This window comes from Fictibacillus arsenicus, from assembly GCF_001999465.1.
GTDB classification, from domain to species: Bacteria; Bacillota; Bacilli; order Bacillales; family Fictibacillaceae; genus Fictibacillus; species Fictibacillus arsenicus.
In genome coordinates, this window is record NZ_MQMF01000001.1 from 58,111 (window position 1) to 73,792 (window position 15,682).

At 37.9% G+C, this 15,682-nt stretch carries 18 protein-coding genes; 11 read left to right on the forward strand and 7 right to left on the reverse strand.

All coding sequences use genetic code 11. The features are described 5' to 3' along the window. Positions 1 to 43: 43 nt before the first annotated feature. From UN64_RS00300 to pssA, 7 genes are all read left to right on the forward strand, one after another. Complete coding sequence (locus UN64_RS00300; protein ID WP_216352784.1) at positions 44 to 2,386, forward strand: Na+/H+ antiporter subunit A; 2,343 nt, start codon at positions 44 to 46, stop codon at positions 2,384 to 2,386. Next, positions 2,386 to 2,724 carry a Na(+)/H(+) antiporter subunit C gene (locus tag UN64_RS00305; protein WP_066291178.1) on the forward strand — a complete coding sequence of 113 codons (339 nt, stop codon included), beginning with the start codon at positions 2,386 to 2,388 and terminating at the stop codon, positions 2,722 to 2,724. Before UN64_RS00300 ends, UN64_RS00305 begins: the two co-directional genes overlap by 1 nt. Continuing rightward, on the forward strand, positions 2,717 to 4,192 hold the full coding sequence (locus tag UN64_RS00310) for a Na+/H+ antiporter subunit D (protein ID WP_077359132.1): 1,476 nt from the start codon (positions 2,717 to 2,719) through the stop codon (positions 4,190 to 4,192). The genes UN64_RS00305 and UN64_RS00310 overlap by 8 nt, the downstream gene beginning before the upstream one ends. 4 nt (positions 4,193 to 4,196) lie before the next feature. Next, a complete protein-coding gene (locus UN64_RS00315) occupies positions 4,197 to 4,673 on the forward strand; it encodes a Na+/H+ antiporter subunit E (RefSeq protein ID WP_077359133.1) in 477 nt (158 codons plus the stop codon). Further along, positions 4,670 to 4,960 carry a Na(+)/H(+) antiporter subunit F1 gene (locus UN64_RS00320; protein ID WP_066291186.1) on the forward strand — a complete coding sequence of 97 codons (291 nt, stop codon included), beginning with the start codon at positions 4,670 to 4,672 and terminating at the stop codon, positions 4,958 to 4,960. The genes UN64_RS00315 and UN64_RS00320 overlap by 4 nt, the downstream gene beginning before the upstream one ends. Continuing rightward, positions 4,932 to 5,285 (forward strand): monovalent cation/H(+) antiporter subunit G, encoded by a 354-nt coding sequence (mnhG, locus tag UN64_RS00325; RefSeq protein ID WP_425590084.1) that lies wholly within the window; start codon positions 4,932 to 4,934, stop codon positions 5,283 to 5,285. Before UN64_RS00320 ends, mnhG begins: the two co-directional genes overlap by 29 nt. 354 nt (positions 5,286 to 5,639) lie before the next feature. Next, positions 5,640 to 6,185, forward strand: a complete 546-nt coding sequence (gene pssA, locus UN64_RS00330; protein ID WP_077359135.1) for a CDP-diacylglycerol--serine O-phosphatidyltransferase — start codon at positions 5,640 to 5,642, stop codon at positions 6,183 to 6,185. A 313-nt stretch (positions 6,186 to 6,498) separates the two neighbouring features. On the opposite strand, the gene UN64_RS00335 is transcribed toward pssA, so the two are convergent. The 3 genes from UN64_RS00335 to sigK form a co-directional block, all read right to left on the reverse strand. Further along, positions 6,499 to 8,280, reverse strand: a complete 1,782-nt coding sequence (locus UN64_RS00335) for a M3 family oligoendopeptidase (RefSeq protein WP_077359136.1) — start codon at positions 8,278 to 8,280, stop codon at positions 6,499 to 6,501. 287 nt (positions 8,281 to 8,567) lie between these two features. Then, positions 8,568 to 8,849: an alpha/beta-type small acid-soluble spore protein gene (locus UN64_RS00340; RefSeq protein ID WP_077359137.1), complete on the reverse strand. Its 282-nt coding sequence runs from the start codon at positions 8,847 to 8,849 to the stop codon at positions 8,568 to 8,570. A gap of 84 nt (positions 8,850 to 8,933) precedes the next feature. Then, positions 8,934 to 9,641 carry an RNA polymerase sporulation sigma factor SigK gene (sigK, locus tag UN64_RS00345; RefSeq protein ID WP_066291196.1) on the reverse strand — a complete coding sequence of 236 codons (708 nt, stop codon included), beginning with the start codon at positions 9,639 to 9,641 and terminating at the stop codon, positions 8,934 to 8,936. 167 nt (positions 9,642 to 9,808) lie between these two features. Here sigK and UN64_RS00350 point away from each other — a divergent pair, with 167 nt between their 5' ends. Both UN64_RS00350 and UN64_RS00355 read left to right on the forward strand, forming a co-directional pair. Next, a complete protein-coding gene (locus UN64_RS00350) occupies positions 9,809 to 10,132 on the forward strand; it encodes an aminotransferase yhxA (protein ID WP_077359138.1) in 324 nt (107 codons plus the stop codon). A gap of 19 nt (positions 10,133 to 10,151) precedes the next feature. Beyond that, positions 10,152 to 10,547 carry a DUF350 domain-containing protein gene (locus UN64_RS00355; protein WP_077359139.1) on the forward strand — a complete coding sequence of 132 codons (396 nt, stop codon included), beginning with the start codon at positions 10,152 to 10,154 and terminating at the stop codon, positions 10,545 to 10,547. A 28-nt stretch (positions 10,548 to 10,575) separates the two neighbouring features. Here the strand turns inward: UN64_RS00355 and UN64_RS00360 are convergent, their stop codons facing one another. Beyond that, the gene (locus UN64_RS00360; RefSeq protein WP_245801933.1) at positions 10,576 to 11,022 is read right to left on the reverse strand and encodes an RNA helicase; all 447 of its coding nucleotides are present in this window, start codon (positions 11,020 to 11,022) and stop codon (positions 10,576 to 10,578) included. Positions 11,023 to 11,103: 81 nt separating this feature from the next. Here UN64_RS00360 and UN64_RS00365 point away from each other — a divergent pair, with 81 nt between their 5' ends. Then, the gene (locus UN64_RS00365) at positions 11,104 to 12,342 is read left to right on the forward strand and encodes a glutathionylspermidine synthase family protein (protein WP_077359141.1); all 1,239 of its coding nucleotides are present in this window, start codon (positions 11,104 to 11,106) and stop codon (positions 12,340 to 12,342) included. 44 nt (positions 12,343 to 12,386) lie between these two features. Here UN64_RS00365 and UN64_RS20385 read toward each other — a convergent pair whose 3' ends face one another. Next, a complete protein-coding gene (locus UN64_RS20385; protein WP_139342985.1) occupies positions 12,387 to 12,539 on the reverse strand; it encodes a YrzI family small protein in 153 nt (50 codons plus the stop codon). 509 nt (positions 12,540 to 13,048) lie between these two features. On the opposite strand from UN64_RS20385, the gene menA reads away from it, so the two are divergent. After that, positions 13,049 to 13,939 carry a 1,4-dihydroxy-2-naphthoate octaprenyltransferase gene (gene menA / locus UN64_RS00370; protein ID WP_171978760.1) on the forward strand — a complete coding sequence of 297 codons (891 nt, stop codon included), beginning with the start codon at positions 13,049 to 13,051 and terminating at the stop codon, positions 13,937 to 13,939. Positions 13,940 to 13,976: 37 nt separating this feature from the next. Here the strand turns inward: menA and UN64_RS00375 are convergent, their stop codons facing one another. Beyond that, complete coding sequence (locus UN64_RS00375) at positions 13,977 to 14,768, reverse strand: glucose 1-dehydrogenase (RefSeq protein ID WP_077359143.1); 792 nt, start codon at positions 14,766 to 14,768, stop codon at positions 13,977 to 13,979. A gap of 17 nt (positions 14,769 to 14,785) precedes the next feature. Next, positions 14,786 to 15,640 carry a GRP family sugar transporter gene (locus UN64_RS00380; RefSeq protein ID WP_077359144.1) on the reverse strand — a complete coding sequence of 285 codons (855 nt, stop codon included), beginning with the start codon at positions 15,638 to 15,640 and terminating at the stop codon, positions 14,786 to 14,788. Between the last annotated feature and the right edge of the window lie 42 nt (positions 15,641 to 15,682).

Below are 15,682 nucleotides of genomic sequence, written 5' to 3' on the forward strand. Positions count from 1 at the left end.
AATGACGATTATTTTTAGGTTTTAAGGAGGTTTACCGGTTTTTATGCTGCATTACTACATACTGCTTCCTTTTTTGGCAGCTCTTCTGATAGGCTTGTCTGCAAAAAAAGTGAACCGGATACATACTGGATGGCTCGTGTTGCCTGTTCCAGTTGTTCTATTTATTATTTTTTGTTCTAAATTACCTGTTTTAGCGAAAGGAAAAATCGTACAAAGTACTGCGGATTGGATTCCATCTTTGGATATCCAGTTAAGTTTTTATTTGGACGGACTAAGCATGTTGTTCTCGCTATTAATTACTGGAATTGGTTCACTCGTTGTACTCTATTCCATTTTTTATTTATCGCGAAAAGAGCAGCTTGTACATTTTTATGTTTACTTGCTTTTATTCATGGGTTCAATGCTTGGCGTTGTATTGTCAGATAATGTATTTGTTCTATATACATTTTGGGAATTTACGAGTATATCATCATTTTTATTAATCGGATTTTGGTTCTACCGTGAACGTTCAACATACGGTGCATTAAAATCAATGCTTGTAACTGTGTTTGGCGGATTATCGATGCTTGGTGCTCTTATCCTGCTATCAATTACAGCAGAGACAAACAGCATTCGGATGATGATCGCTAACCGGTCAGATATTTTAGAAAGTGACCTGTTCATACCCATTTTAATTTTGTTATTGCTTGGGGCATTTACTAAATCCGCACAATTCCCATTCCATAGCTGGCTCCCTGATGCGATGGAAGCTCCTACACCTGTCAGTGCTTATTTGCATTCTGCGACAATGGTTAAAGCTGGATTATATTTAGTAGCACGTTTTTCGTTAATCTTCAGCGGAACGGATGAGTTTTTTATTATCGTTTCAGGTATTGGTCTGATTACGCTTTGTCTAGGATCGTTTCTGGCATCCAGACAAACAGACTTAAAAGGAATATTGGCGTACTCCACAATCAGTCAGCTGGGAATGATTATGGCCATGCTTGGTTTTGGAACTGGTGTGGCTATTCTTGCCGCTATCTTTCATATTTTTAATCATGCTACATTCAAAGGCAGTCTTTTTATGATTGCAGGTATTGTAGATCATGAAACAGGAACGAGAGATATAAGAAGACTAGGCGGATTATATACCTTTATGCCAATTTCAGCTACGCTTGCTTTTATTGGAGCCTTTTCAATGGCCGGTGTACCCCTGCCGATCTTTAATGGGTTCTTAAGTAAAGAAATGTTCTTTGATTCTTCATTGAAATTGGAACAATCCGCTGGACTTGCTGGGACGTTTGCTGAATGGATACCCATCTTTGCTGTTTTAGGAAGCATCTTTACGTTTGTATATTCGATGTATTTAGTATTTGGAACATTCCTCGGTAAACAAAAAATAGATCAATTAGAGAAAAAACCCCATGAGGCACCGATTGGTATGCTTTTATCACCAATCATTCTAATTATTTTTGTTATAGCTGTTGGTTTGCTTCCAAATCTTATTAATGAGCCATTACTTGCTCCGGCAGTTGCTGCAGTAACAGGAGATCTGCCACATACACACCTGGCTTTCTGGCACGGTTTGAACACACCGTTCTATATGTCGTTAATAGTGATAGGTGTTGGTGCTTTGCTGGCATATACGTTAAAGAGATGGCAGCCTGTCTATAATAAGATTCCAGGGAAATTTTCATCTGACCATTGGTATCAGACAATGGTTAACGGATTATTAAGAACTTCTAAATCTATAACTGGGTTTTATATGACTGGGTCATTACGTCTGTATCTTTCTATCATTTTAGTATTTTTGGTTGTATCGACTTCAATTTTCATGTACTTCACAGACGGATTTACAATTTCGTTTGATGATCTGGCACCCGTTACATGGCCAGAAGTACTCGTTGGTTTTGTGATGGCCGCAGCCGCAATTGCAACCATTTGGATGAATCAGCGCATTGCTGCAATTATCGTAATAGGAGTAGTAGGTTACGGTCTTTCCCTGTTATTCGTATTCTTCAGAGCACCTGATCTCGCATTAACACAGCTTATCGTTGAGACGATCACTGTAGCCTTATTCTTATTATGTTTTGCTCATTTACCAAAACTTAAAAAATCAGATAAAAGTAAATCTGAAAAACTTATCGATTTAATGATTGCCGTTTCAACAGGTGCATTACTTACAATAGTAGCGATTGCTTCGCATAGCTCAAAGTCGTTCGATAGCATCGCAAAGTATTTTGTTGATAATTCATATAAGCTTGGCGGCGGAGATAACATCGTAAATGTAATACTAGTTGACTTCCGCGGCTTGGATACTTTGTTTGAAATTGCGGTTCTTGGACTAGCTGCGCTTGGCATTTTTGCCATGATAAAATACCGGGATAAAGGAGACATGAATCAATAATGGAAATTGTAATGTCTATACTTGCCGGAACTTTATTTGCGGCCGGCGTATACCTTTTGCTTCAAAAACAGCTTTTAAAAATTGTTCTGGGAACAGCGCTGCTTTCTCACGGTGCACATCTCTTTATATTGACTATGGGGAAATTAAACCGAGGTGCTCCGCCTATTTTGGAAAAAGGAATCACCGAGTATACGGATCCTCTTCCTCAAGCGCTAATATTGACTTCAATCGTAATCAGTTTCGGTGTGACCAGCTTCTTGCTGGTGCTTGCATACCGAACATACCAGAGCAATAAGACCGACATGATGGATCAGCTAAGGGGAACGGATGATGAGTAATTTAGTATTTTTGCCAATCTTTATTCCATTGTTCGTTGGTGCTCTTCTCGTTTTCTTTAATAAAAAGCACCAGCTGACAATGAAAATTTCATATTTGACCGTATTTCTAAATTTAGGGGTATCTATTTACTTAAGCTATTATGTTTTTAAAAATAATCCGCTGATTCTTGAAACAGGAGGATGGAAAGCACCTTATGGAATCATCCTTGTAGCAGATAAGCTTTCAGTTATTATGATACTTTCTGTAAATGTTATTGCATTAGCTGCAGTAATCTTTGCATCCTCTTCTGTTACCAGCAAGATGGTGCAGCATTATTTTTATCCCCTTTTCTTACTATTGATCGCTGGGGTGAGCGGTGCTTTCTTGACAGGTGACCTATTCAACCTGTTTGTATTTTTTGAAGTTCTTTTGATGGCTTCATATGGGTTAATCATTATCGGGGGATCAAAGCATCAATTTCGCGAATCTGTAAAATATATATTGTTAAACTTATTTTCTTCCATTCTATTTGTTACTACTGTCGCTTTCCTTTACTCAGTAACGGGTACTGTTAACATGGCGCAGCTCGGTGAACGTGTAGCAGAGGTTGAGCAGCAAGGTATCTTAACCGGAATAGGCATATTGTTATTTGTTGTATTTGCAACCAAAGGGGCTTTGTTTCCTTTGTACTTTTGGCTGCCGAAGTCATATATCGTTCCATCTCCTGTTGTTTCGGCTTTATTCGGAGCGCTCCTGACAAAGGTTGGCGTATATTCAATGCTTAGAGTTTATACACTTATTTTCTCTCACAAACTCGAGCTGACGCATACCTTCTTCATTTGGGTTGCTTCGATTACGATGCTGATCGGCGTAATAGGCGCTTTATCTACTTCAAATGTTAAGCTTATAATCGCCTACAATATTATGCCGGCAATTGGTTTCATGCTTCTTGGGATCGGAACATTTTCGGCTGAATCCCTTGCCGGTACGATTTATTATCTTGTTCATGATATGGCAATAAAAGCTGCATTGTTTTTTCTTGCAGGTTTGCTTGTATGGCATGCAGGCACTTCTAATTTAAATAAGATGGGCGGATATATTAAAACATCACCTCTTTTAGGCTGGATGTTTTTCATCGCTGCCCTCGTACTTGCAGGAATTCCTCCTTTTAGCGGCTTTATTGGCAAGTACCTTCTCTTAAGAGGTGCTTTTGACGAAGAACATTATTTTGCGGCGGGGATCGGTCTTTTGTCTAGTCTGTTAATCTTGTTTTCAGTAATCAGAATTTTTATTGGAGCATTCTGGGGTGAGATTAAGGAAAAGCCTAAGGAAAAAGTTAGGCGTTCCGGGCTTGCCGCTTCTGGTTTATTAATCGCTATCTCAATTCTGCTCGGTGTTGGAGCTGAATGGTTCTATCCGTATATCCAATCTGCAGCTGATAGCCTTATCGATCCTCAAATCTATATTGATTTTGTTTTAAAGGAGTAGTTCGATGACATTTCAACTTATCTTAAATTTGCTGATCGGCGTCATTTGGATGTTTTTATCTGAGAGCTACTCATTCGCAAGTTTTTTGGTAGGATTTGTGATTGGGGCGGCGCTGCTGTTTCTGCTTAATCGTTTCATACCTGATTCCTATTACTTTAAACATGTTAAAGCGATCGGATATTTAATCTTTCTTTTTTTAAAAGAGTTAATCTTAGCCAACATTGAAGTATTAAAGTGGGTATACAAACCCAGACTCGATTTCCAGCCAGGCATTATCGCATTGCCGATTGATGTTAAAAAGAACTGGGAAATCACTTTGCTCGCTAACTTAATTACCCTAACTCCAGGAACACTTTCTGTAGATGTTTCAAGGGACCAGCGTTATATTTATATTCACGCTATAGACCTGCCTGACGTAAATCAAACGATCGTTGGGATTAAAGATACTTTTGAAAAAGCAATAAGGGAGGTAACACGATGACAGATTGGTTCTCTATGGTTGTCTATATTTGTTTATTCGTGATAACTATCTCTATTCTACTTCTTTTATATAGAGCAGTTGTCGGCCCTTCGAACCCTGACCGTGTTGTGGCACTTGATACGATTGGTATTAATTTGATTGCGATTACCGGGTTAATGGCGATCCTATTAGATACGGTTCAGTTAAACGATATTATACTGCTTATCGGAATATTGACTTTTATTGCAACTGTAGCTGTTGCAAAATTCTTGGAAAAGGGTGTTATCATTGATCAAGATCGTGATTAGTTTTTTCCTTATCATTGGCACCTTTTTTATATTATCAGGAACGTTAGGGGTACTTCGTTTTCCAGATGTTTATTCAAGACTTCATGCTGCAACTAAAAGTTCAACATTAGGTGTGTCTGGCGTCCTTATCGGCTCTGCTATTTACGTCTATTCTGATATGAATGTATTCAGCGGAAAACTAATCTTAGGGATTCTGTTTGTCCTTCTGACAGCACCAGTTGCAGGACATATGATTTCTAGAGCTGCCTACCGGACAGGAGTGCCATTATCAGAAAAGACCGTATATAATCACCTGGCAGAAAAACACAACATCAAGGAATCATAACTAATCGCTTATTTCTAATATTGTTGCTTATGGCGTTTTTTCTTTCACATCATTGAAAAGTTGATTGGAGTGTAAGGTGCGAGACTCCTGCGGGACGAGTGGGACAGGTGAGACTCCTAAAGGCGTAAAGCGTCAGGAGGCTCACCGCCCGCCCCGCGGAAAGCGAGCAACCTGAAACGGAAATCAACTACTTTCAAAAACAACAAGCTTTTGCGATAACAACATAAATAATTAGCTCTTTCAAACAGTTTCTAATTGGCATATAATGAATAAAATGGTTATATACTTTTAAGCAACTAACCGTAGCAGGATATATTTATATCCTGCTTTGTGTTCCATTTGAGGAGTGATTGAATGTTTATGATTGAAAGAGAGCGCATTGATTCAACTGTTAAGAAAGTGAAGGGACAAACTGCAAATTTCTTAACATTGATCAACTTATCACTTGGCGCCTTAGCTTTGTTATTTATGATGAATGGTGATTTAAAAATCGGATTAATTTTAATTTTTTTAGCTGGTTTGTTTGATCGTTTTGACGGAATGGTTGCGAGAAAACTGAATATTGAATCCGAGTTTGGTAAGCAGCTGGATTCACTTTGTGATTTAATTTCTTTTGGTATCGCACCGGCATTTTTGATTTATCAAGCTGTACTTCATCAGTTTGGCGTTCCCGGCATGATATTCACGATCATATTTATTGTATGCGGAGCAATTCGCCTAGCACGATTTAACATTACAGAGTTTACGGGGTCATTTGTTGGAGTGCCGATTACAGTTGCTGGATGTTTAATGGCTGCCGCTTATCTGGCAATTAACTTTTTACCGGGATTCTTCTATATGTTCCTGACAATCGGTTTAGCAATATTAATGATCAGTACCATATCAATTGAAAAAAGATAAAAAATAAACCGCAGAATTTGATCAGCGGTTTTTTTATTAGGCTTATTTCTAAAATTGTTGCTTATTCTTTTCTTTCACTTCATTGACAAGTTGATAGGAGTGCAAGGTGCGTGCCTACCACCTGAGAAGCTTCTCGCTAGGCATGCAACGAGGAAGCACACTTCGGTAGCAATTTTCTTGTAGACGCAGGAGCAAGGATACTTCCATGAAGCGGGACAGGTGAGACTCCTAACGGCGCAAAGCGCAGAGGAGGCTCACCGCACGTCCCCCGGAAAGCGAGCAACCTGGAACGGAAATCAACTACTTCCAAAAATTATTTTTGAGTCAATACAAGGAATTCCTCTACATCTGCAGCTGCTAATTCGATTCCTTTTAACCAGAAATCTTGCTTCGTAATATCAATTCCTAAATGTTTTTGTGCTAATTCTTCTACTTCCATCTTTCCAGTGTCTTGTAAGAGCGCGATATATTTCTCTTCGAATGAAGGTCCTTCTTCTTTCGCTTTTGCGTAGATACCAGCTGAGAACAAGTATCCGAATGTATACGGGAAGTTATAAAACGGTACATCTGTAATATAGAAGTGAAGTTTAGATGCCCAGAAATAAGGATGATACTCAGCTAGAGCTCCGTTAAATGCTTCTTTTTGAGCTTCTTCCATCAATTCACACAGACGCTCAACTGATAATTGACCGTCCTTTCTTTCTTCATACATTCTTGTTTCAAATAAGAAACGTGCATGGATATTCATGAAGAATGCTACAGAACGCTGAGCTTTATCTTCTAAAAGAGCAATTTTTTCTTCTTTTGTTTTTGCATTTGTAACAGCAGCATCTGCTACAATCATCTCAGCAAAAGTAGATGCCGTTTCAGCAACGTTCATCGCATAATTCGTTGCATAATAAGGTAATTCTTTTAATACATCTGAATGGAAAGCGTGACCAAGCTCATGTGCTAATGTAGAAACATTGCTTGGTGTCCCAGAGAACGTCATGAAAATACGAGTTTCTTTCTTAGTCGGGAAACCTGTACAGAATCCTCCTGGTCTTTTTCCAGCACGGTCTTCTGCTTCAACCCATCCTTTAAGAAAAGCTTTCTCTGAAAAATCAGCCATTTTAGGAGCAAGCGAACGGAAATGTTCAACAATAAACTGCGCTGATTCATCATAGCTCATTTTGCTGTTTGCAGAAGAAAGCGGTGCATCAACGTCGTACCAGCTTAGCTTTTCTAAACCGAGTAATTCTGCTTTACGATCTAGATATTTCACAAAAATATCTTTTTGTGATGAAATAGCATCCCACATGGCCGTCAGTGTTTCTTCTTTCATACGGTTGATCGCCAGAGGTTCTTTTAATGTTTCTTTCCATCCTCTATGTTTATAGATCTCATTTCTAAATCCAGCAATGTGATTAAGAGATGCTGCGCAAAATTCTCCTTCGTTATCCCATGCTTCAACGAACTTTTCGAATGTATCCTTTCTTACTTTACGATCAGGATTAGAAAATTTGTTTTCTGCCTGGCCTACTGATAATTCTTCTTCTTTTCCGTCGATTTCAACTTTAATATTAATTTTGCCTACGACTAAATCGTAAAGTGTGGACCATGCATGGTAACCATCTACAGCAAGATCATTGATTAAAGATTCTTCGGAAATACCCAGTTTTTCTTTGGCTTGTGTTCTTCTCTCGTTAAGTGTGAATGCAATATCTTTAAACTCTGGCATACTCACTACGTCTTTCCATGTATCTTCGGAGATTTCCATTAACTGCTTATCAAGTGCTGATCCTACATTAGAAAACGCGGCATATACAGATTCTAATCGACCACGCAGTCCCATCGCTTTTTTATCCTTAACATCTTGCGCGATCAAACAGCCAACAAAAGCACCTGTAGTTGACAGTCTTTCGGAAAAACTTTGCATTTCCGAGATTAACTTTAAGAAGCTTTCGTTAGTAAAATTAAATTCTTCCGATTTTTTTGCGAGGACTTTAACTTCCTCTTCCGCCCATTTTATTTCTGCTATTAACTCTTTTGACTCGCTGCCGCCAGGAAAAACAGAATCAAGTTCCCATGTTTGCCTTAAATCTTGTAATACCATATTCTTCCCCCTAATATGTACGTATTTACACTCTTTTCTTATTATAAAAAATATTCAAACAAAAATCGACTATGAAGTTTATTTTTATTGAATTTTATTTTTTTGCATAAAAAAACTCCCCTATTTGGAGAGATTTTTTATTATTCTGCGATTGCTGCATAAATAAAATAGGCTAACATCACTACGAATGATCCATATAAAACAGCTTCCTGCATATCAACGCCTCCTGTTTTTTACCTATTCTATTCCCTGTTTTTATGATTTAAACACAGTTATCCTTTTTATTCTTAACGAGCTTGTTTACCTAGATTTGCTTTTGCCTGCTGAATTAGTTCTTTAACCATCCTGCCGCCAATTTGTCCCCCTACACGCCCTGCGTCTTTTGAAGTAATTGTACCATTATAGCCCTTGCCAAGCTGAACTCCCATATCTTTAGCAACTTCATACTTCACATCATCTGGAGATTTTTCAGAAACGTTGTACCCTGCTTCTTTCATTACTTTTGCTTTTAATTTATCCAATGCTTCACGTGCTTCAGGCACGACAGGCTGTCTTTTTCTTCTCGCCATTTAAAAAACTCCTTTTTTTCTTTAGTTTGCCCGAAGCAAAAAATAAAAAGGCTGTAAATGTTACCAGCCTCTTGTTTTGATCTATTACCGTTCAGATTGCTGACGGCTTCTATAGAATTCATGAAACAGCTTCATCAGCGCTCTTTTTTCTATCCGCGAAACATAGCTTCTTGATATACCAAGTTGCTTGGCGATTTCTCTTTGTGTTTTTTCTTTTTGCAGATCCAAGCCAAAACGTCCAACGATCACTTCTTTTTCCCGGTCATCCAGCACATGAATATAATCGTAAATTTTCTTTTTTTGCATTTTTAATTGAATCGCATCAACTACATCCTCAGTTTCAGCTTTCAAAACATCAATGAGTGTAATCTCATTTCCTTCTTTGTCCGTTCCAATTGGGTCGTGCAGGGATACGTCTTTTTTCGTTTTCTTTAATGCACGGAGGTGCATTAAAATTTCGTTCTCTATACACCTTGCAGCATACGTAGCAAGTTTTGTTCCTTTTCCTCTTGAGTAGCTTTCGATTGCTTTGATAAGTCCGATGGTACCGATGGAGATTAGATCTTCCGTATCCTCTCCTGTATTTTCAAATTTTTTTACGATATGAGCAACAAGCCTCAAATTGTGCTCGATCAGCAATCCTCTAGCATGTTCATCACCATTTGCCATATCTTTTAAGTACTGCTTCTCTTCATTCTCAGACAGTGGCTGGGGAAAAGCATTGTTTTTAACATATGACACAAAGAGCATGACTTCTTTAAAAAAATAAGCCAACACACCTACTAATGACATAACAGCACCTCCAAGACAATTCTTACTCCTTTATCTTTATGCGAAGCTGGGCTTGGGTGTGTCTGTACATCTAAAATGGAACCTTTTTATTTCATTGACGTAATAGAAATAAATGGTTTTCAATAATTGGTAATACATCTATAATTAGGCTTGAATGGGGTGAAAACATGAATAAAACAAAGAAACTTATTGCAGGTGTTTCATCTGCTTCTGTAGCAGTTATGCTTTCCGGCTGTAATGATCAAGCACAGGAGCTTCCGCCAGAACCTACTGATACAGAATGCCAGGATTGGGAATGGGATGAAGATGACGGCGTCTATGAATGTGACGATACTAATTCTCGTTATTTCGGCTATTACTTCTTTGGGGGAAGATATTTCAGCGGAACGAGCAGTTTATTGAAGAACTCCAAGTACAAGGCTTACAAGAACAGCTCAAGCTTTAAAGGCGGAAGTACTGGATTCGGAAGCAGTAAAGGCTTTGGAGGATAAAAATTAAGGAGTTGTAAAGATGAACTTATTTATTAATTTTGCGTTATATGCTGCTGCAGGCCTCGGTCTTTTGTTTGCAGGATTTATTATCTTTGAATTATCAACAAAAACAAAGGAACTTCAGTTGATATCTAAAGGAAATACAGCAGCCGCTTTATCGCTTGGCGGAAGACTGTTTGGTCTTGCTTTTGTAATCGGCTCTTCGATCGCTAACTCACTCAGCATTATCGATCTGCTTATTTGGGGAGCAGTAGGGATCGTTGCTCAGATTGCAGCGCTTTTCGTTGCAGAACATCTAGCTATCCGTTCAAGTATTTCAAAAGCGATCGATGCAGATAACAAAGCGGTCGGATTGCTCGTCCTGTTTCTAAGCCTCTCTGTCGGCTGGGTAATCGCACAATGTCTTACATATTAAAAAAAAGCATGCAGCTTTTGCTGCATGCTTATATTTTTTCTCCTACATACATGACATAAACAGCTCGGTCTTCATCCAGTTCTGCTGAATCTCTTAAAAATTGACCTTGCCTTGGTATCTCTACTACGTCTTTTAAAAGATACCTCATAACATCCCAATGGCTGTTTAATGCCTGTACATGTAAAAGGGGCATATTACCTGTACTTTGATATTGCCTGAACTCTAAAAAGATTCCTCTTCCTTTGTAGCTTGCTTCATCTAAGAAACGTTTGGCAGGACCTATTTCTTTAACGATTAAAATCTCTTCGCTCCCTTTCATTTCATTTGACTGAAGCTCATATTCTTTTTGTCCCGTAACAAAAAACTCACATAACTGCCTGGCATATTTTTCATCATTGTGCATATTTTCAGGTATTTTATAAGTTAAGAAAGGTTCATATCCATCTAATTTTTCTATGTAATAAGTTAATTCCATTATTCTCATCCCTTTTATTATTTGTTATGTTTATGATATCAGTTTTCATGAAAGTATGTATCGCCGGAGGTTTTTTAATATATGAGCTATATTGAACAAAGAAAAAAATTCTATGAGAATATACCAGAGTTTTGGGCAGATATGTATGGACAAGAGTATGCGTTGTATACACCCCACTTTATTGAAAAAGAAGAAGCAGATTCGGTTAAGGAGTTTGGATCCAGGGTAAGTCAAATTTTTTTTAAAACAGCTGTACTTCTTCAATCCCAAAGTTTGAAAGATGATATTTTAAGACTTTTAGGTTTTCCGGATTCATTGTTTTCGTTCCTCCGCTTTCCTACAGCTCTCCCAAAAACAGTGATCGGCCGGATTGATTCTATTGAAACCCAGGATGGTCACAAAGTGATGGAGTTTAACAGTGATACACCTACATTTATCTATGAGTGCTTCAAAATAAACGGGCTGATTTCGCAACATTTCGGGGGTAATGATCCCAACGCAGGTTCGGAAGAGGAACTAAAACTTGCAGTTCGATCAGCGATTCTTACTTCCTATCGAGGATTAAAAACTTCGCATTCACCAAACATAGTATTTACATCTCATGATGACAATATAGAAGATAAACAAACCGTCCTTTATTTGAAGAAGCTATGTGGTTTCCCATCTCAATACATTCCTTTAGATCAGCTTGTTATCAAAAAGAATGAAGGGCTTTATGATACAGAAGGAAAAAAGATTGATGTCTTGTACCGCCAGACATTTCCGATCGAATTGCTTATTCAGGATAAAGACATAGCGACAGATGAGAAGATTGGTCTGCAGCTGACTGATCTTGTTATACAAAAGAAGCTTGCGATTGTTAATCCTCCTTCTGCATTTTTATTACAGAGCAAAGCTGTACTTGCTGTCATCTGGGGTATGCATGAAGAACACGCAACTTTTTTTACCGAAGAGGAACACGAATGGATCGGCCAATATTTTTTACCCACTTATTTAGAACCTGATCTATTCCTAAAAAATAAAGAAATGTTTGTGCAAAAACCTGTATTCGGCCGTGAAGGTGATACGGTCCGAATATTTAATGGAGAAGGCAAGCTGCTCGATCAAGACAAACATACAACATATGAACATTATGTAAGTGTTTATCAGAAGTACGCTCCTCTTCCAAAAATGAGCTTCGAATCACAAAATGGAACGATTGAAGGACACCGTATGACAGGTACATTTATCATAAACGGCAGACCAAGTGCTTTCGGGTACCGTGTAGGAAACCGTATTACAGATAACCTTTCTTACTTTCTTCCTTCTTGTATAAAATAAAAAGCGCCTTTCCACTTTATTTCGTGGAGGGCGCTGATTTATTTTTAAAGCAATGAAGATATATTATAAGCTGCCTTTTCTTTAGCCCGGTCATATAGAGATTTTACTCTCTTATCAATCATGTATTGTTCTTCTGATCTATGGGTTCTTTTAATTGAAAAGGTAATCGTTACAAAAAACAAATGTAATGTAAACATATTGTTAGTCACTCCTAATTTGTGATTTTTATTTTTTAGTTTAGGTCGAGTCTTTCTCCGTTAACAGCCATGTAAGCAGTGTAATTCCTACCATTATCATTGCAATCTCCTCCTTAAAATTTTTATATAAAAAACACCGCAGGAAATCCCTGCGGTGCAAAAATGGTCATATAAAAACCGCAGGCATTCGAACTGCGGTGTCTTTTAAATAGATTAAATAGACATACTGCTCCTGTTGGCGGTCGAACGTAATTTATTATTTAGTTTAATAGTTGTGCGTACTTTTAAGTTCATTTTGTTCAACCTCCTTTTTGTAATTTTACTTTCCTTAGTAAATCATACACAATTTACCAATTGTTGTAAAGTTTTTTTTTGCCTTTAAAAGGATATTCATTTTGCTCAGAAAGTTTCCTGCTTTTTTAAAAATTGGGTATTATTTATTAAAGTTATTTATGTGTACACTTTCACAAACTTTTATTATAATAATAATCGTAAAGGGGGAAACACAAATGATACATCCTAAGGTCATTTTCGCTTCTACAAGACCTTTTTCACTAACGGCTTCAGTCATTCCTGTAATATTTGGAACGATTTTAGCTTTGCAATGGACAAGCATCAACTGGACTACATTCTTACTCACGCTTTTTGGAGCTGTATTTTTGCAATGCGGCACAAACCTTGTAAATGATTATTTTGATCATGTAAAAGGAGCTGATATTCCTGGCTCTTTAAGCCCGTCTGGTGTTATCGACCGAAAAGAAATGACACCTCGACAAGTATATATTACAGGACTAATTTTCTTTAGCCTAAGTATCATTTTAGGATTGATTTTAACAGCATTAACCGGACCAGTTGTTCTTTATATCGGTATTCCATCATTATTGGTAGGCTATTTTTACACAGCAACACGTTATGCATTAGCTTATAACGGATTAGGTGAGGTAGCTTCAGGAAGTACTTTGGGAATTTTAGCGGTTGTTGGATCTTTTTATACCCAAACACTTAATTTGAATTTGGAAGTCTTTTTGGCAGCCATACCAAATGCTCTTCTTGTAATGGCCATTCTTCATGCCAATAATTTAAGAGACTTTGATACGGATAAACAGATTGGGAAAACGACTATTGCAGGCTTGATCGGCAGGAAGGCCTCCCGTATCGAGTACTATATTCTAATGCTTGGAACGTACGTTAGTTTAATTTCTTTGGTGCTTTTAAATATTTTACCTGCTTGGAGTCTGATTGCTGCTATTACGCTCCCTATCGCATTAAAAGGGCTGCAGATTGCAGTATCCACATGGGAAGCCAAGCAGCTTAACAAGGCTCTAGGATTAACTGCCATGCTTCACATGGCTTTTGGTATTCTATTATGTATTGGAACATTAACAGGTATTCTGTTATAACAAAAACACGTCCTCCTGAATCGGAGGACGTGTTTTTTTAGCCTTTTCCTGCTTGAAATCCCGGGTACAGCGTCATTCCGCCATCAGCAATTAATGTTAATCCTGTTACATAACTCGCCTGTTTTGATGCGAGCCAGACAGCAGTTGCTGCAATCTCTTCGGGTTCTCCTATGTATCCCATGGGAATTAGCTTCAAAACCCCTTCTTTAAGCTTTGGATCTGAAAATTTTTCCGCGTTGATCGGTGTATTTATTGCACCTGGAGCTATGCTGTTAATTCTAATCTTTTTTGGCGCATATTCTAAAGCAAGAGTTTGCGTCATCAATTTAATACCGCCCTTACTTGCAGCATAATGAACGAAATGCGGCCACGGGATAATTTCATGAACACTAGACATATTTACGATGGAACCCTGAATATCATTTTCAAGAAAATAATCAAGCGCTTCTCGGCATCCTAAAAATTGACCGGTTAAATTGGTTGAGATGACTTTGTTCCAATCTTCTAAAGTAAGTTCATGAGATGGAACTTCGTTTTCGATTCCTGCATTATTAATCATCACATCAAGCGAACCGAATTCTTCTACCGCTTTTTTTATTAAGTTCTTGATATCCTCTTCTTTTGTTACGTCTCCTTGAACGGCAATTGCATTTCCGCCATTCTGCTTAATTTCTTCAATAATTGCATCCGTTTCCTTAACTTGCTTATCAGAATGATAGTTAATGACTACATTTGCTTGCTCTTGTCCAAAACGTATGGCACAAGCTTTCCCAATTCCCGTAGCTGCTCCTGTGATGATTACCGTTTTTCCTTCAAGATCTGGATACATCCAATTCACTCCTCTTTCTACGATTTTGTAAATCCTAACATCACACCGCCAAGAATGATTAGTACACATCCTGAAATAACCCATATGATTTCTTTTTTACTGCGTTTTTCACCTAGTATAAAAATTCCGCCAAGAGTTGAAATAATAATACCTGTTTGTGATAATGAAAAACTTGTTGCAATTCCAATCAGAGGCAATGCCAGAAGCAGAGTCAAGTTACCCGTACTCCAGATCAAACCTGTCAAAATGTTTCTCATTGAATATTTATTAAAGGGTTTGTGTTTAAGTGACATCACTAGTGCTCCCAAAAACATTCCTATAGCCTGAGGGAGAATTGCCTGCCACCCGTTTACTTCAAACCATCTGATTATTACGACATATGTAACATACCCAACAGTTGAAATTAAAAGGATTGTAATTCCTTTTTTAAAATTTTGATTATCTTTATCGTTTCCTTTCTTGCTGCGGCGGGAAGTTAGCAATGCCCCAGCCACAATCGCGCAGATCGCAGCAAGTCCGATCATAATTTCCGTTGTTGTTTTCCATTCATGAAATACCAGTACTCCAAAGAGGGTTGTTCCAAACAATTGCATTCCTGTAGATAATGGAACAATTTTTGATACTCCTAAATAATCAACACTCGCAAATTGATTTCGCTGTCCTATTACCCAAAAAATTCCCGAAACCACACCGATGGCAAACACAGCCATATTAAGGTCAGGCTGAACAATAAAAAATGCTACAAGGGAAAACAGCAATGCTCCAAGTGTCATTCCAAAGGTTTGGCTATGAAAGTCACCTCCGAGTTTTTCACTGACTAATACAATACTTCCCCAGCAAACCGCTGTGATAAGTGCCCATATGATACCCAAAAAACCACTTCTCTCTTTTCTTGAAATTGTTAAAACTTAGTA